Annotated in this window: 14 protein-coding genes; 9 read left to right on the forward strand and 5 right to left on the reverse strand. The window is 54.6% G+C overall.

Annotated elements, in window-relative coordinates; genetic code table 11:
* Together VGC33_RS22175 and metG are read right to left on the reverse strand one after the other, a co-directional pair.
* Window positions 1–1,187: MFS transporter (locus tag VGC33_RS22175; RefSeq protein WP_331122935.1), on the reverse strand; the 1,187-nt coding region annotated here is incomplete at its 3' end.
* A 185-nt stretch (window positions 1,188–1,372) separates the two neighbouring features.
* On the reverse strand, window positions 1,373–3,409 hold the full coding sequence (gene metG / locus VGC33_RS22180) for a methionine--tRNA ligase (protein ID WP_331122936.1): 2,037 nt from the start codon (window positions 3,407–3,409) through the stop codon (window positions 1,373–1,375).
* A gap of 141 nt (window positions 3,410–3,550) precedes the next feature.
* Between metG and apbC the strand changes: the two genes are divergently transcribed.
* From apbC to VGC33_RS22195, 3 genes are all read left to right on the forward strand, one after another.
* Window positions 3,551–4,663: an iron-sulfur cluster carrier protein ApbC gene (gene apbC, locus VGC33_RS22185; RefSeq protein ID WP_331122937.1), complete on the forward strand. Its 1,113-nt coding sequence runs from the start codon at window positions 3,551–3,553 to the stop codon at window positions 4,661–4,663.
* 176 nt (window positions 4,664–4,839) lie between these two features.
* The gene (locus VGC33_RS22190; protein WP_331122938.1) at window positions 4,840–5,091 is read left to right on the forward strand and encodes a type II toxin-antitoxin system Phd/YefM family antitoxin; all 252 of its coding nucleotides are present in this window, start codon (window positions 4,840–4,842) and stop codon (window positions 5,089–5,091) included.
* 1 nt (window position 5,092) lies between these two features.
* Window positions 5,093–5,503, forward strand: a complete 411-nt coding sequence (locus VGC33_RS22195; RefSeq protein WP_331122939.1) for a type II toxin-antitoxin system VapC family toxin — start codon at window positions 5,093–5,095, stop codon at window positions 5,501–5,503.
* A gap of 72 nt (window positions 5,504–5,575) precedes the next feature.
* On the opposite strand, the gene VGC33_RS22200 is transcribed toward VGC33_RS22195, so the two are convergent.
* The gene (locus VGC33_RS22200; RefSeq protein WP_414636978.1) at window positions 5,576–6,574 is read right to left on the reverse strand and encodes a sugar kinase; all 999 of its coding nucleotides are present in this window, start codon (window positions 6,572–6,574) and stop codon (window positions 5,576–5,578) included.
* 266 nt (window positions 6,575–6,840) lie between these two features.
* Complete coding sequence (locus VGC33_RS22205) at window positions 6,841–7,503, reverse strand: phosphatase PAP2 family protein (protein WP_331122940.1); 663 nt, start codon at window positions 7,501–7,503, stop codon at window positions 6,841–6,843.
* A gap of 249 nt (window positions 7,504–7,752) precedes the next feature.
* On the opposite strand from VGC33_RS22205, the gene udk reads away from it, so the two are divergent.
* From udk to asmA, 3 genes are all read left to right on the forward strand, one after another.
* Window positions 7,753–8,394 (forward strand): uridine kinase, encoded by a 642-nt coding sequence (gene udk, locus VGC33_RS22210; RefSeq protein ID WP_331122941.1) that lies wholly within the window; start codon window positions 7,753–7,755, stop codon window positions 8,392–8,394.
* A gap of 77 nt (window positions 8,395–8,471) precedes the next feature.
* The gene (gene dcd / locus VGC33_RS22215; RefSeq protein WP_331122942.1) at window positions 8,472–9,053 is read left to right on the forward strand and encodes a dCTP deaminase; all 582 of its coding nucleotides are present in this window, start codon (window positions 8,472–8,474) and stop codon (window positions 9,051–9,053) included.
* A gap of 44 nt (window positions 9,054–9,097) precedes the next feature.
* Window positions 9,098–10,930 carry an outer membrane assembly protein AsmA gene (gene asmA / locus VGC33_RS22220; protein WP_331122943.1) on the forward strand — a complete coding sequence of 611 codons (1,833 nt, stop codon included), beginning with the start codon at window positions 9,098–9,100 and terminating at the stop codon, window positions 10,928–10,930.
* A gap of 93 nt (window positions 10,931–11,023) precedes the next feature.
* On the opposite strand, the gene VGC33_RS22225 is transcribed toward asmA, so the two are convergent.
* Entirely contained in the window at window positions 11,024–12,604 is a 1,581-nt protein-coding gene (locus tag VGC33_RS22225; protein ID WP_331122944.1) for a TerC family protein, read from the reverse strand.
* Window positions 12,605–13,861: 1,257 nt separating this feature from the next.
* Here VGC33_RS22225 and VGC33_RS22230 point away from each other — a divergent pair.
* From VGC33_RS22230 to VGC33_RS22240, 3 genes are all read left to right on the forward strand, one after another.
* Window positions 13,862–15,004, forward strand: a complete 1,143-nt coding sequence (locus VGC33_RS22230; protein ID WP_331122945.1) for a polysaccharide export protein — start codon at window positions 13,862–13,864, stop codon at window positions 15,002–15,004.
* A gap of 3 nt (window positions 15,005–15,007) precedes the next feature.
* Entirely contained in the window at window positions 15,008–15,436 is a 429-nt protein-coding gene (locus VGC33_RS22235; RefSeq protein WP_331122946.1) for an arsenate reductase/protein-tyrosine-phosphatase family protein, read from the forward strand.
* A gap of 12 nt (window positions 15,437–15,448) precedes the next feature.
* Window positions 15,449–16,066, forward strand: a 618-nt coding sequence (locus tag VGC33_RS22240) for a Wzz/FepE/Etk N-terminal domain-containing protein (RefSeq protein ID WP_331122947.1), incomplete at its 3' end; no start/stop codon positions are given.

Genomic DNA, 16,066 nt, shown 5'->3' on the forward strand with positions numbered 1-16,066 from the left:
CGGGTATGGCGAAAGCCGTGGTGGAACAACCAAAGGCTGGCCAGCATGGCCAGCACCAGCACCAGGAATAACGTGGCCGGCGGGGCGTGGGCCAGAATAATGCCGGTAAGCAGCGGGTTGGCGGCGCCGCCGAGGTTATCCAGGCTTTGCACGCCATAATAGCTGCCTTTCAAATGGGGCGGCGCGATAAAGTCGATAACCAGATACTCAACCGGGGTGATGATAATTTCGCCCAGGGTGAATACGGCAACCGCCATCATCCATACCGGTATGGCATTGCCCGCCATCGCCATGCCGAGCAGGCCGATAATAAAAAACAGGCTGCCGATCATAAGCCAGGGCATCAGGTTTTCGCGGCGCATATTGCGACCGACCATATATTGCAAGGTGATGACGATCACCGCATTGACGGGCAGGATAATGCCCACCACGCGGTAAGCGAAATCGGCGTCGAACGCCACCATCAGGTACTGCGAAATGCAGCTGGCGAACTGGCCGCCCACCAGGCTGGCCAGAATGCCGCCCAGGGTAAAATAGATCAGCCGTTTATCATGGCGCAGCACATTCACCGTGTTGCGAAAATCGATTTTCTGCGTCACCGCCGCGCTGAAATCCGCCTGCGCCGGCGGGCGGCCATAGCGCGGTAGCAGCAACGCCAGCGCCAGCGCGGCCGCCAAAGCCAGTATCCCTGACAAATAGAACGGCAGCACCGCGCTGCTTTTGGCCAGCAAAACGCTAAGCGGCGGGCCGACGGCCCAACCGACGTTCACCAACGTGTAATTGGCGGAAAAGGCCTTAATGCGCCGCTCAACCGTAAGCCAGTCGGCAATACAGGCCTTCAGGCAAATCGAGTACAGCGAATAGGCCGCATTCACCAGCGCCACCAGCACAATCATCGCCAACAGGCCGTTGCCCAGCGGCAGCAGGAAAAACGACAGGGCGAACAGCGACATCGCGCAGACAATCAGACGGTTTTTGTTAAACCGGTCCACCAGATAACCGCCGTACAGGCTAAATACGATGCCAAGCGCCAGGCCGGCGCCCAGCACCAGGCCGATTTTTTCCGGCGACATGCCCGCCTGCCTGGACAGATAGATGGCGATAAAGGGCAGGGTCAATCCACGGGCGATGGTCAAAATCAACGATGTTATCAATAATGCCCTGATAACGGGCGGCAATCCCTTCATAACCGGTCTTTTCCACAGTGGTAAAAAAAGCCGCGCGCGGCGGCTTTGATATCCATGATAACCCTACATATCGCAGCGCCCGCACGCTCAAGCGCGCTACGCCAACGCTCAGTTGGGCCTTGAGGGGCTAAAACGGGCAGCGGGCCTCGCGGCCCGCGTTGAACGCTTTATTATGACCGGCGCTGTTATTTAACCGCCATGCCCGGCAGGGCGCCGGCGTCTGGGCTTAACAGGAAGATATCGCTACCGCCCGGTCCGGCCGCCATCACCATGCCCTGGGACACGCCGAAACGCATCTTGCGCGGCGCAAGGTTTGCCACCATTACCGTCAGGCGGCCTTCCAGTTCCCGTGGATCGGGATACGCCGCGCGGATGCCGGAGAACACCTGGCGGGTCTCGCCGCCGATATCCAGCGTCAGCTTCAGCAGCTTATCCGACCCTTCCACCAGCTCGGCGTGCTTGATAAGCGCAATGCGCATATCCACTTTGGCAAAATCGTCAAAGGCGATGGTCTCGAGCAGCGGCGCATCCGCCAGCGGACCGGCGACCTCGGCTTTGGCGCCGGCGGCGGCCGCTTCTTCCCTGGATTCGTTGACCATTTTCTCCACATGCGCGGGATCGATACGGTTGAACAGCGCCTTAAAGGTGGCGACGGTGTGGCCCGTGAGCGGCGCATGGATGCCGTCCCAGTCAAGGCGCACGTTCAGGAACGCCTCGGCGCGCTCCGCCAGGGAAGGCAGCACCGGCTTGAGATAGGTCATCAGCACGCGGAACAGGTTAATGCCCATTGAGCAGATATCCTGTAAATCCCCATCGCGTCCTTCCGCTTTCGCCACCACCCAGGGCGCCTGCTCGTCCACATAGCGGTTGGCCAGATCGGCCAGCGCCATGATTTCGCGAATGGCGCGCGAGGACTCGCGGGCGTTAAACGCCTCGGCGATACCGGCGGCGGCGTCGGTAAAGGTCTGGTACAGCACCGGGTCCGCCAGGGTATCGGACAGCCGGCCGTTAAAGCGCTTGGCGATAAAACCGGCGTTGCGCGAGGCCAGGTTGACCACCTTATTGACGATATCGGCATTGACGCGCTGGACAAAATCTTCCAGGTTCAGGTCGATATCATCGATATGCGACGACAGCTTGGCGGCGTAATAATAACGCAGGCAATCCGCGTCCAGATGCTTAAGATAGGTGCTGGCCTTGATAAAGGTGCCGCGCGACTTAGACATCTTGGCGCCGTTGACCGTCACATAGCCGTGGACAAACAGATTGGTCGGCTTGCGGAAATTGCTGCCTTCAAGCATGGCCGGCCAGAACAGGCTATGGAAATAGACAATATCCTTGCCGATAAAGTGATACAGATCGGCATCGGAATCCACGCGCCAGTAATCGTCGAAACTGATATCGCCGCGTTTGTCGCACAGGTTCTTGAACGACCCCATATAACCGATGGGCGCGTCCAGCCAGACGTAGAAATATTTACCCGGCGCGTCCGGCACTTCAAAGCCGAAGTAGGGCGCGTCGCGGGAAATATCCCACTGCTGCAGGCCGGATTCAAACCATTCCTGCATTTTGTTGGCCACCTGCTCTTGCAGCGCGCCCGAACGCGTCCAGGCTTTCAGCATATCGCTGAAGGCCGGCAGGTCGAAGAAGAAATGCTCCGACTCCTTCATCACCGGCGTGGCGCCGGACACCGCCGATTTAGGATCGATCAGATCGGTCGGGCTGTAGGTGGCGCCGCACACTTCGCAATTGTCGCCGTACTGATCGGGGGATTTGCACTTCGGGCAGGTGCCTTTGACAAACCGGTCCGGCAAAAACATCTCTTTTTCCGGGTCGAACAGTTGGGAAATGGTGCGGGTCTTGATATAGCCGTTGTCTTTCAACCGATGGTAAATCAGCGTCGACAGCTCGCGATTCTCATCACTGTGCGTCGAATGATAGTTATCATAGCTGACGCCGAAACCGGCAAAATCCTGCTGATGCTCATGGTTCATTTCATCAATCATTTTTTCCGGCGCAATACCGAGCTGCTGGGCCTTCAGCATGATTGGCGTGCCGTGCGCGTCATCGGCGCAGATGAAATAAACCTGGTTGCCGCGCATTCGCTGGAAACGAACCCAAATATCTGCCTGGATATGCTCCAGCATATGGCCGAGATGGATTGAACCGTTAGCGTATGGTAACGCACAGGTTACCAATATTTTTTTCGCGACTTGAGTCATGTTGGGAATGTGCTTTTATCAGATGAAATAAAGAATTTCGATGGTAACCGATAGCGACACCCCGCGTAAACAAGCTCGGACAGTTCTGTTATGCTATGCGCATCGGTTACCACCCCCAGAATGAGAAAATAAGGAGCCGTGATGAATCCTCCATCACCCGAACAATCCACCGCCGATGTCCTGCGCGCCCAGGTCGCCCAGGTATTGGCCCGGTTTAAACACCCCACGCTTAAACGCAGCCTGACCGAACTCAAGGCGCTAAGCCACTGCGCGCTGCTGGACGGCGCGCTGCATATCGAGCTGACCATGCCGTTCGCCTGGCACAGCGCCTTTGACGAATTGAAGGAATCCGCCAGCGCGGACCTGCTGCGCATCACCGGGGCGCGGGCCATCGACTGGACGCTGGCACACAATATCGCCACCCTCAAGCGGGTCAAGGACCTGCCGGGGGTAAAAAGCGTGCGCAATCTGATTGCCGTCAGCTCGGGCAAGGGCGGCGTGGGCAAATCCAGCACCGCGGTTAACCTGGCGCTGGCGCTGGCCGCCGAAGGCGCGCGCGTCGGCCTGCTTGACGCGGATATCTACGGCCCGTCGATTCCCGCCATGCTCGGCACCAGCGAAGAACGGCCCACATCGCCCGACGGCCAGCATATGTCCCCCATCATGGCGCACGGCCTGGCCACCAACTCCATCGGCTATATGGTCACCGAAGACAACGCCATGGTCTGGCGCGGGCCCATGGCCAGCAAGGCGCTGCTGCAACTGCTTAACGACACCCTGTGGCCGGAGCTGGATTACCTGGTGCTGGACATGCCTCCCGGCACCGGCGACATCCAGCTGACGCTGGCGCAAAATATCCCGGTAACCGGCGCGCTGGTGGTGACCACGCCGCAGGATATCGCCTTGGCCGATGCGCGTAAGGGCATCGTGATGTTTGAAAAAGTCGGCGTGCCGGTGCTTGGCATCGTGGAAAACATGAGCGTGCATATCTGCAGCCACTGCGGCCATCTTGAGGCCATCTTCGGCACCGGCGGCGCCGAAAAACTCGCCGCGCAATATAACTGCGCGCTGCTGGGGCAACTGCCGCTGCATATCAGCCTGCGCGAGGACCTGGATCGGGGCCAGCCCACGGTGGTCAGCCGGCCGGACAGCGAGTTCACCGAACTCTACCGCCAGTTGGCGGGACAGGTGGCGGCGCAGCTGTACTGGCAGGGCGAGGTGATCCCCACCGAGATTTCCTTCAAGGCATTATAAGAGGGACAAACCTCTGCGCGTTTAATGTCCGACACATCAATTTACCGAATTTTCGATGTGTCGGGCCTACTCTACCTCCGGCGATGATTTTGTAAGCATTTTCTTCATGACGTGCCCAAAAAAGTACATTGTAGTAACGTTACTACAAATACAGTGCCAAGAGAGGAGGATACAAGATGAGCGTAACCTTTATATCAAGCCGGGAATTAAATCAAAACATTACCAAAGCTAAACGAGATGCTTTCAACGGTCCGGTATTTATTAAATCCCGCAATAAAATAACCCATGTCCTGCTCAGTGAAGAAGCATATCGGTGTATCACCGGTGGTCATAAAACTATTCTTGATGTGTTGTCACCACCTGATGGTGAATCGTTCGATCTTGAAACGGAACGTTTAAATATCCAAGCAAGGCCTGTCGAGTTTTGATATGTTTCTCATAGATACCAACGTTATATCCGAGCTTTTTAAAGCAGATAAGGCCGATCCCAAGGTCAGGGAATGGGCGGCAAGCAACGAACAATATGAAATGTATACTTCCACATTAGTTATAATGGAAATAGAAAAAGGGGTATTGCTAAGAGAAAGAAAAGATTTAGCGCAAGCCGCCAAACTGCGTCATTGGTTTGATCGCGTGGTCATAAAGGGTTTTCATGACAGGATCCTGGCGGTAGATGTTGCGGTAGCGCTTTGTTGCGCCAAAATGGATGTCCCGGATCCTAAGTGTATGACGGACTCATTAATAGCGGCAACCGCCATAACCAACCGTCTTACGCTCGTTACCCGCAATACCAAGGACTTCGAGTTAACCGGAGCCATGTTATTGAACCCTTGGTTGTGACTGTTACAAAACCTGCCGATCCCACTTCCACCAGGGCTACCCACTGCACAACGCCGATACCCGCCAATCGCCCTAATCCAACACCAGCAGGGTGCCAGCGTTATTTGCCATCGCCCGCGCCAGTTGCTCGCGGTCCGGCAATCCCTCGCTGTCGCCGATAACCTGGATGGCCAGCGCGCCGATCTGGTTGCCGCGGGCAATGGCCTCGTTAAGCGGCAGCCCTTCCAGCAGGGCGCTTATCACCCCCACCGCAAAACCGTCGCCCGCGCCCACGGTATCCACCACGTTTGCCACCCGCACCGCCGGCACCACGCCCCGATCGCCGCCGTCGGTTTTATAATAGGCGCCGTCGGCGCCGGTTTTGATCACCACCGCCCGCACGCCGCGCGCCAGGTAAAAATCCGCAATCGCCTCAGGCTGGTCGTAACCGGTGAGGATCAGGCCTTCTTTAATTCCCGGCAGCACATAATCCGCGCTGAACGCCAGCGCATTCAGCCGCGCCACCATCTCTTCCCGTGAGCGCCACAGCACCGGACGCAGGTTGGGATCAAAGGACACCGTCTTGCCGCGCCGTTTCATCCAGCTCGCCGCGTGCGCCGCCAGCGCATAGCTCTCAGGTGACAGCGCCGCCGCCACGCCGCTTAAATGCAGATGCCGGGCGCCGCCAAAATAGTCCTCGTCAAAATCCGCCTGGGACAGCCGGCTGGCGGCCGATCCCTTGCGGAAATACTCCACAATAGGATCGGCGCCATCGTCGGCTTTTGATTTCAGTTGGAAGCCGGTGGGGTAAAGCGGATCCTGCGTCACCGCACGCCGGTCCACGTGTTCAGCGTCGAGGGTATCGAGGATAAACCGGCCAAACGAATCCGTGCCCAGGCGGCTGACCCAGCCGGATTTCAGCCCCAGGCGCGCCAGGCCGATGGCGACATTCAGCTCGGCGCCGGCGGCGCGGCGCACGTATTGGCTCACCTCATGCAGCTCGCCGCCGGTGGTGGCGACAAACATCGCCATCGCTTCGCCAAAGGTCACCACATCCAAAGGTTGGCTGGCGGCGGGTATCATGTTGGACATAGAAAACTCCTCAAGACAAAAAGGCCGGCTGTTATCCGGCCTGGCGCGGCGGGGCATGATCTTTCGCCCGCCGTGCCGTAACGATTATTGCGCAGAGTATGGAATCGGTTCCATAAACAGGCTATCAGCTTATGGGAAAAGTTTGAAATGGATCACGATTTAATTGCGATAATAAAGAAGTGTCTCAGAACCGGGACAGGACAGGTGTTGCGGCCAGGGTAGGGAAGCCCCAAGCGCTACGGGGCAGGGTAACCACGAAAAACGGCTTACTGCGGCGTAATCTGCACCGTATCCGGCACGACCAGGCGGCCCTTGCCGTGCAAATCCGCCCGGGTATACACCCGCTGCACCGGCGCCACCGTCAAGGCAATCTGCTCCAGCAATCCCTGGGTCGGCGCTTTTTTTCCCTGCACCACCAGCAGCAGCGGCAACAGCAGCACGGCGGTAATCTGGCCGTAGGAAAGATGGCGGATGGCGGTGTGATGGGAATTCTGCATCAGCAAAAACGAGGTGCTGATGGTAAATCCCAGGGCCAGCCCGGCAATCACTTCGGATTCGGAATGGGCGTGAATAACCACGCGGGAGAAGCCCACGGTCAGCGCCAGCAGATAACCGCCGCACACCGCGGCCAATCGCCAGCGGCGGGAGGCGCGGCTGGTTAAAATCCAGATCATTACCGGCCAGATGCTGGCGGATAACGCCGAATGGCCGCTGAAACCGGTAAAGTCATATCTTCGGCTGCCCACGCCCCAGCCCATAAAGGCCAGTTTCGATACCACCACGATGGCGCCGGCGGCGCCGAACAGCAGCAGCCATTGCAGGCAGGTTCGCCGGGTATCCGCTTTCCACAGCAATAACATGACGATAAGCACCGCGCAGGGCAGCAACAGCATGCTATCGCCAAAAAAAGTCAACCAATGCCAATTCATTCAATACCGCTCAAGAGTAAAGTTAACATCCCGCTCAATACACTTTACGCAATACTTTCGCGCCGCTCCAGCATGAATTATCTTAAAAATGTGACATACATCGCGGCGAACGATTGTCCGCGCCGCCTAACGACATGTCAGATAAACGCTATTGCTGGCGTCCGCTACTCCCGCACTCTATAATTGCCGCGTCCAGCGCGCCGTTACGGCGCAGCCCTTCATTTATTATTATACCAGGCCATTTACTGTATGACTGACAAGCCTCACCAGTGCGTCATTATCGGCATCGCCGGCGCCTCCGCCTCCGGCAAAAGCCTGATAGCCAGCACGTTGTACCAGGAACTTTGTGAGCAGGTCGGCGACGAACATATCGGCATAATACCTGAGGACAGCTATTATCAGGATCAAAGCCAGTTGACCATGAGTGAACGGGTCAAGACCAATTACGATCATCCCAGCGCCATGGATCACAGCCTGCTGTTCCGGCATCTGCAGATGCTCAAGGCGGGCCAGGCCATAGAAATGCCGGTCTACAGCTATGTCGAACACACCCGCCGGCCGGAGACCATCCATCTGCGGCCCAAAAAGGTGATCATACTGGAGGGCATCCTGCTGCTGACCGACCTGCGGCTGCGCACCGAGATGAATTTCTCGATTTTCGTCGATACGCCGCTCGATATCTGCCTGCTGCGGCGCATGAAACGCGATGTCAACGAACGGGGCCGCGCCATGGACTCGGTGATGGAACAGTATCAGAAAACGGTGCGTCCCATGTTCCTGCAGTTTATCGAGCCTTCCAAGCAATACGCCGATATTATTGTGCCGCGCGGCGGTAAAAACCGTATCGCCATCGATATCCTGAAGGCGAAGATCAGTCAGTTTTTTGAATAACGCCACCCCAGGCACGGAGACAGGAAAAGATCGCGACGCGGGCGGTAATTCCCCAGCATTCAAATGGAGAGATAACGATGAGACTGTGCGACAGTGATATTGAAGCCTGGCTGGACGACGGCAGGCTGGATATCAGCCCGCGTCCGCCGATGGAACGCATTAACGGCGCCACGGTCGATGTGCGGCTGGGCAATCAATTCCGGGTATTCCAGGGCCATACCGCGGCATTTATCGACCTCAGCGGCCCCAAGGAAGAGGTCTCGGCCGCGCTCGATCGCGTCATGAGCGATGAAATCGTGCTGCCTGAAGGCGGCGCTTTCTTTTTGCACCCCGCCGAGCTGGCGCTGGCGGTCACCCTTGAATCGGTCACGCTGCCGGATAACCTGGTCGGCTGGCTGGATGGCCGCTCCTCGCTGGCGCGCCTCGGACTGATGGTGCATGTTACCGCGCACCGCATCGATCCGGGCTGGCAAGGTAGGATCGTGCTGGAGTTCTATAATTCAGGTAAGCTGCCGCTGGCGCTGCGGCCGGGCATGCTTATCGGCGCGCTCAGCTTCGAGCCGCTAAGCGGACATGCGGCGCGGCCGTACAACCGCCGCGAGGACGCGAAATACCGCAACCAGCAGGGCGCGGTAGCCAGCCGCATAGATGAGGATTAATTCCGTCAGACGCACTGTGTGGCGCAGACATTTTTGAGGATTGCATGAGAAGATTGCTGACGACGCTGATTATTTTACTGGCGGTATTGGTGGCCGGCATTACGGCGCTGGTGTTACTGATCAACCCCAATGACTTTCGCAATTATATGGTCGCCAAGGTTGAACAACGCAGCGGCTACCGGCTAAGCCTGGACCGCGATCTGCGCTGGCACGTCTGGCCGCAGCTCAGCATCCTGGCGGGGCGCATGACGCTGACCGCGCCCGGCGCCGCCGTGCCGGTGGTCAGTGCGGAAAACATGCGCCTTGATGTCCAGCTCTGGCCGCTCTTGTCGCACCAGCTTTCGGTAAAACAGGTGATGCTCAAAGGGGCGGTCATTACCATCACCCCCGACAGCGAAGCCCGCAGCCCGGAAAACGCCCCCATAGCGCCCGCCGGCACCTCCACTCCCGCGCAGCACACCGGCTGGTCCTACGATATCGCCAGTCTCAAGGTCAGCGACAGCCTGCTTATCTGGCAGCGGCAGCCGAATGAACAAATCAACCTGCGCGATGTTAACCTGGATGTGGAACAAACGGCGGCGCGGCTGGCCAATTTCAGTTTCTCCAGCCGGATTAACCGCGATCAGCGCGACGTGGCGGTCTCTTTAAGCGGCAAAGCGGATCTGAGCCATTACCCGCGCCAACTGTCCGCCAGCCTGGACCGTTTCAACTACGAGCTCCACGGCCAGGGGCTGTCGGCCGAGGGCATCAAAGGGCAGGGCACGCTAAGCGCCGACTATTCCGCCACCAACCAGACCCTCGAACTGAGCAAGATGTCGTTTAGCGCCAACGACAGCGAATTGGCGGGCCAGGCCAGCGCCAAACTGGGCGACACGCCGGTCTACCAGCTTGACCTTAACGCCAAACGCCTGAATCTGGATACGCTGCTTGGGCTCAACGCCTCCGGCGACAACGACACGCAAAACCATCACCACAGCGCCAAGCCGGTCATCGCCGCCCTCGGCCAGGATGCGCAGCCGCTGTCGGTGTTAAACAGTTTCAACGGCCAGCTCAACCTCACGGCGGATCAGGTCATCTATCACGGGCTTAACATCACCGGCTTTAAAACCCAGGCGGATAACCGCCGCGGGCACCTGGCGATCAATTCCCTGGGCGGAAAACTGGGCGACGGCGAATTCAGCCTGCCCGGCACGGTGGATACCACCGGGGCGAAACCCCATTTTCAATTAAACCCAAGCTTGAAACAGGTGGCGCTGGCGCCGCTGCTACAGGCTTTTTCGCTACCGCAGACCTTGACCGGCCGGTTATCCGTCGAGGGGCAACTGACCGGAGAAGCCTTCAGGTTCAGGGACTTTGCCGAGAACTGGAACGGCAAAGGCCGCATGGTGCTGGACGACGCCCGACTGGAAGGGCTCAATATCCAGCAGCTGATTCAACGAGCGGTAGAACGCAGCAATAATAATGTCACGGCGCAGCAGCGCAGCGAAACCTATTCGGCGGTAAAACAGCTTACCGCCGACGCCACGCTTGAACGGGGCAACCTGCGGCTGAACAACCTGGCGGGCGACTCCGAGCTGATGTCGCTTGCCGGCAACGGCGTGCTCGACCTGCCCGGCAAGCAGTGCGACGTCAACCTCAATATCCGCGTGCTCAAGGGCTGGCAAGGCGAGCCGCAGCTTACCGAAGCGCTGGTCAACACCGCCATCCCGCTGCGCGTCTACGGCCCCTGGGACAGCCTCAGCTACCAACTGCACGTCGATCAGCTGCTGCGCGACAGGCTGCAGGACGAGCTAAAGAAACGCCTGGACGCCTGGGCGCAGAAAAACCAGGAACGCACGCAGAACAAGAACGTGCAAAAACTGCTGGATAAGCTGTAACGGGGCAGGGCGCAACGGGCGCGCGCAGTCACCATGCCAGCAAAGGTATGGCCCGCGCGCAGCCGCGCCCTCCGCGGTATCAGCCGCTAAGCGTTATACTTCGTATTCAGGCAAGATTTGCGGGGTGATGCGCACCTTCAATATACGGTGGCTTTCTACTTCCAGGATTTCGAACAGGTATTGATCGATGCGCAGGGTATCGCCTTGCTTGGGAATGGCCTGGGTATGTTCCATCAGCAATCCCGCCAGGGTATGGTATTCGCGGCGCTCTTCCAGCGAAATGCCGATATAGCCCACCAGATCCTCCAGCGGCAGATAACCGTTCACCGTCAGGGTGCCGTCATCGTGCTGCACGATATCGTGGCGCGGGTCTATCTCTTCGTTTTCCAGCGGCAGGTTACCGGCAATGGTCTCCATCACGTCGCTCAGGGTGATAATGCCCTCCACCGAACCAAACTCATCGACGATAAAAGCAAAATGGGTATGCGCCTCGCGAAACTGCTCCAGCGCCAGCAGCAGCGACAGTTGTTCGGGAAACACCAGCGGCTGGCGGATAAGCGAGCGCAGATTAAGCGGCTCGTTGCGCAACTGCTGGGTCAGCAGGTCAATAACATGCACCACGCCCAACGGCTCGTTGGTGGCGCTATCGTCGGTAATGACCAGCCGTGTGTGCTGATTGTTTTCCAGCAGCGGAACAATCACCTCGGGCGGATCGCGCAAATCGATATGCTCAATATCATGACGCGACGTCATTACGCTGCTGACGGTACGCTGGGCCATGCCCAACACCCGCTCAATCATGCGCCGTTCCTGTTCGTTAAACACCTCCTGACCCTTGCCATCGCTATCGGCAATCAGGGCGGAAGTCTGCGCATCGAGCTGCGCCTCTTCATGTTTACCGTTCAGCATGCGCAGCACCGCCTCGGCGGTACGCTGGCGCAACGGCACGCTTGAGGACAAAAACCGCCGCCGGTTAAACTGCGCTAGCTGGTTTAACGCCTCGATAGCCACCGAGAAGCCGATGGCGGCATACAGATAGCCTTTGGGAATATGATAGCCAAAACCATCCGCCACCAGGCTAAAGCCAATCATCAGCAAAAAACTCAAACACAAGATAACGATGGTGGGGTGGGCATTAATAAACCGGGTCAGTACCTTGCTGGCCAGCATCATCACGCCGATGGCCACCGCCACCGCCGCCATCATCACCGCCAGGTGATCCACCATCCCCACCGCGGTAATCACCGAATCTATGGAGAACACCGCATCCAGAATAACGATTTGCGCAACGACCGGCCAAAAGCGCGCGCCCTTGCGCTGGGTCTGCACCTCTTCATCCTTGCCTTCCAGCCGCTCGTTAAGCTCCATGGTGGCTTTAAATATCAAAAACACACCACCGGCCAGCATGATCAGGTCGCGGGCGCTAAAGGGGTGCGCGGAGACGGCAAACAGCGGCGCGGTTAACGACACCAGCCACGACATCGACGCCAACAGCGCCAAACGCATCAGCAGGGCAAAGGCCAGGCCCACTATGCGCGCCCGATCCCGCAGGCTGGGCGGCAGCTTCTCGGCGAGTATGGCGATAAACACCAGGTTATCGATGCCCAACACCAGCTCCAGCACAATAAGCGTGGCCAGGCCTGCCCAAATCGTCGGATCGGCGATCCATTCCATAATCGGTCGTATACCTATATCAAAGACTAACCCAGGGGGAATGATGGGAGGTAACGCGCTAAAACTCAACCGGTGATTACAGCCGTAGACGCAAGAAGAAGGATGCCGGGGGAAAAAGAAGAAATGATATATGCACAATTCATTAGCAGTATTAATTAATATGCAACGCCTATCACTGACTTGCACCGGTAACTAACGCAAACTGGTTATTATGTAGTTGCTTTATTAATGTTAAAAGTCTGCTAAATGAACGCCCGACCAGCAAAACGGCGGTTGGATAAGAAAGCCTTATTTCTCAATCAGATCGCGCAAGAGAAGCGCAGCGGTGCTGTTTTTATAACCAATTGACGGTCCATGACTGCAAACCTGAGGGTAGTCTTATTCCTAAAACGCAGGGCAGGGGTCATCGAAACCTTGTAAAGAGATAATTAATAATTAGTATAACAATGATGAGGCATATGTTGTGCCAATTATATTATTTTTGGTCAATAAATAGGCAGGGAAAGTGCGGTTTTGTGACTGAACGCGCACAAAACAGCTTTTAGCACGAAAGCCAAGAGCAAAAAAGGACCGGAAGCCGATAAAAATGACATCCAGTGCATTGGTAGCTACAAGCCAAGGGCGGTAGCGTGCTTAAGGGCATCAAAGGCACAAGATTATTCCCCAGCCCTAAACCGGCCGGTAATTCATGGTTGATCCTACCTCTTACGCAAAAGCGATGCTTGCCCATACCGTGCTTTAACCGTCGGCGGGCGCGTGGCGGCTGCTTGATAGCATTAACAGTTGATATTTTGGTTAATAAATGACCTGATTTTTAGCTGTTCTATGATAGACAACGGTATCGGCAGACGGCCCTGAATCTTTAGCAGATAAAAAAGATTTTTTCTTGCGCGATTTTTTGCGGAATTTCGCCTATAAATTCAGCATAACGAGACAGAAGCGGCTACGCTCTATGCAGAACATGACGTGGTGCATGGGATCGCTCTGAATTAATGATTAACAGATCAAATATGTGCAGAATGTATAGGTTTATAGTTGAATTTATCTGCTATTTTTGGTCAATTAGCTGTACCGCAACCTAAGTGATGTGTTTTGCAGAGTTAGACCATGATGGCGAACGGGCAGGGGATGCGAAGTAAAACAGATGAACAGCGCTAAGTTTTGGGGCTTTTTTGGCATTAACACACTTGCGTAAGGCGATACCAAAGACATGGATACGCTTTTTACCCGAGCAACAGCGATAGTGATGATAACTCAATGATGAAAACAAAACTTAAGTTGATGCCGCTTTTGGTATCTCTCAGTGTGCTCAGTGGTTGTACAGTCTTCCCCGGCTCGAACATGACAACTCGCGGGAAAACGGTTATAAAACAAGATGATAGTGATTTTAATATTGGCAACTATGTCAATATTTTTGCAATGACTCCAGCATTGGTTGACGAGCTCCGTAGCAAGCCTATTATTGCGCAGAATAACGTTTTGCTCGACCGCGAATTACAGAATTATGAGTATCGGATTGGTGTGGGAGATGTGTTGAGTGTAGTCGTTTGGGATCATCCTGAATTAACAACCCCTGCAGGTACTTATCGAAGCTCCAGCGATTCAGGTAACTGGGTGCATTCTGACGGAACCATTTTTTATCCTTATATAGGTAAAATTAAGGTTGCTGGCCGCACTGTAAGCGATGTTAGAACCGAAATATCAAATAGGCTGTCTCAATACATTGAAAGTCCACAAGTAGATGTCAGCATAGCTACATTTAGATCTCAAAAAGCCTACGTCACTGGTGAAGTAGCCAAATCGGGAGAGCAAGCTATAACTAATGTACCACTCACGATACTTGATGCCATAAATAAAGCAGGTGGTCTCACCACAGATGCTGACTGGCGGAATGTGGTGTTAACTCACGATGGCAAGGAAGAAACAATATCGCTACAAGCATTAATGCAAAATGGAGATTTGCATCAAAATCGACTTCTGTATCCAGGTGATATTCTTTACATCCCCCGAAATGATGATTTGAAAGTGTTTGTGATGGGTGAAGTGACAAAGCAGGCCACGTTACGCATGGATCGTAGTGGCATGACACTAACTGAAGCTCTGGGCAATGCTGAAGGGATTAACCAGACAACTTCTGATGCCACTGGTATATTTGTAATCCGACCGATCAGGAATTCTGGACCTAAATCGAAAATAGCCAATGTCTACCAACTGGACCTTTCTGATGCAACGTCTTTGATTTTGGCAACAGAATTCAGATTACAACCTTATGATATAGTTTATGTAACAACTGCACCTATAACGCGTTGGAATAGAGTAATTGGACAGTTGGTTCCAACGATAAGTGGTACGCGAACCATTTCTGATGGTTCACGTAATGCAGGAGTTTGGAGCAATTGATTAATGTTTGACAAAATTTTAATCGTATGTGTCGGTAATGTTTGCAGATCACCAACAGGCGAAAGATTGATGCGGAAATATATTCCGAATAAATTTGTCGACTCGGCAGGAATAAGTGCGCTTGTGGGGAGCGAAGCGGATACAAATGCAATTAATGTTGCTAATGAACATAATATTTCACTTGCAAATCATAGCGCTAAGCAGTTGACAAAAGAACTTTGTAGAAATTTTGACTTAATATTAGTAATGGAGAAAAAACATATCGAGGCTGTATGCGAATTGGTCCCAGAGGTTAGAGGTAAAGTTATGCTTTTTGGGCATTGGACATCACAGGAAATATCGGACCCATATCACAAAAGCTTCGAAGCTTTTCAGGCCACTTACATCTTGCTTGATGCTGCTGCACGTAAATGGGCGAGTAAACTAAGTTGAATAGGGATCGTAATGTTGAATAAAAATAAATTACCCATTGCATCAGAGGATAGTGGTAACGAAGTAGACTTGGGTCGGTTAATAGGCACTGTAATCGATCATAAGTGGCTGATAATAGGCATAACTTCCTTATTTGCAACACTCGGCATTCTCTATTGCTTGTTCTCTACTCCCATCTACCAAGCGAATGCATTGGTGCAGGTTGAGCAGAACGCCAGCAGCCAAATTATGGATAATATTAGCAGCCTGTTGTCTAATGCAAAGCCTGATTCAACTGCTGAGATAGAATTGATACAGTCTAGAATGGTGATAGGCAAAACTGTTAACGATTTGGGTTTGAATGTTAATGTCGAGCAAAAATATTTTCCTATATTCGGGAAAGGTTGGGCGCGCTTAAAAAATGAAAAGCCTGGAAGAATAGCTATTTCCAGACTAAATATTCCCGATGAATTTTACAACGTACCTTTGACACTCGTCGTTAAAGATAATCAACATTATGTACTAGAGAATGACGGAAAAGAGTTACTCACTGGTGAAGTAAACAAATTAGTCGTTAAAGATAATTACTCTTTGTTAGTAAGTGGCATAGACGCAAGCCCAGGGACCACCTTTACTGTTACTCGACAGCCG

Origin of the sequence: Acerihabitans sp. (genome assembly GCF_036398755.1) — a bacterium.
Classification (GTDB): Bacteria; Pseudomonadota; Gammaproteobacteria; order Enterobacterales; family Enterobacteriaceae; genus Acerihabitans.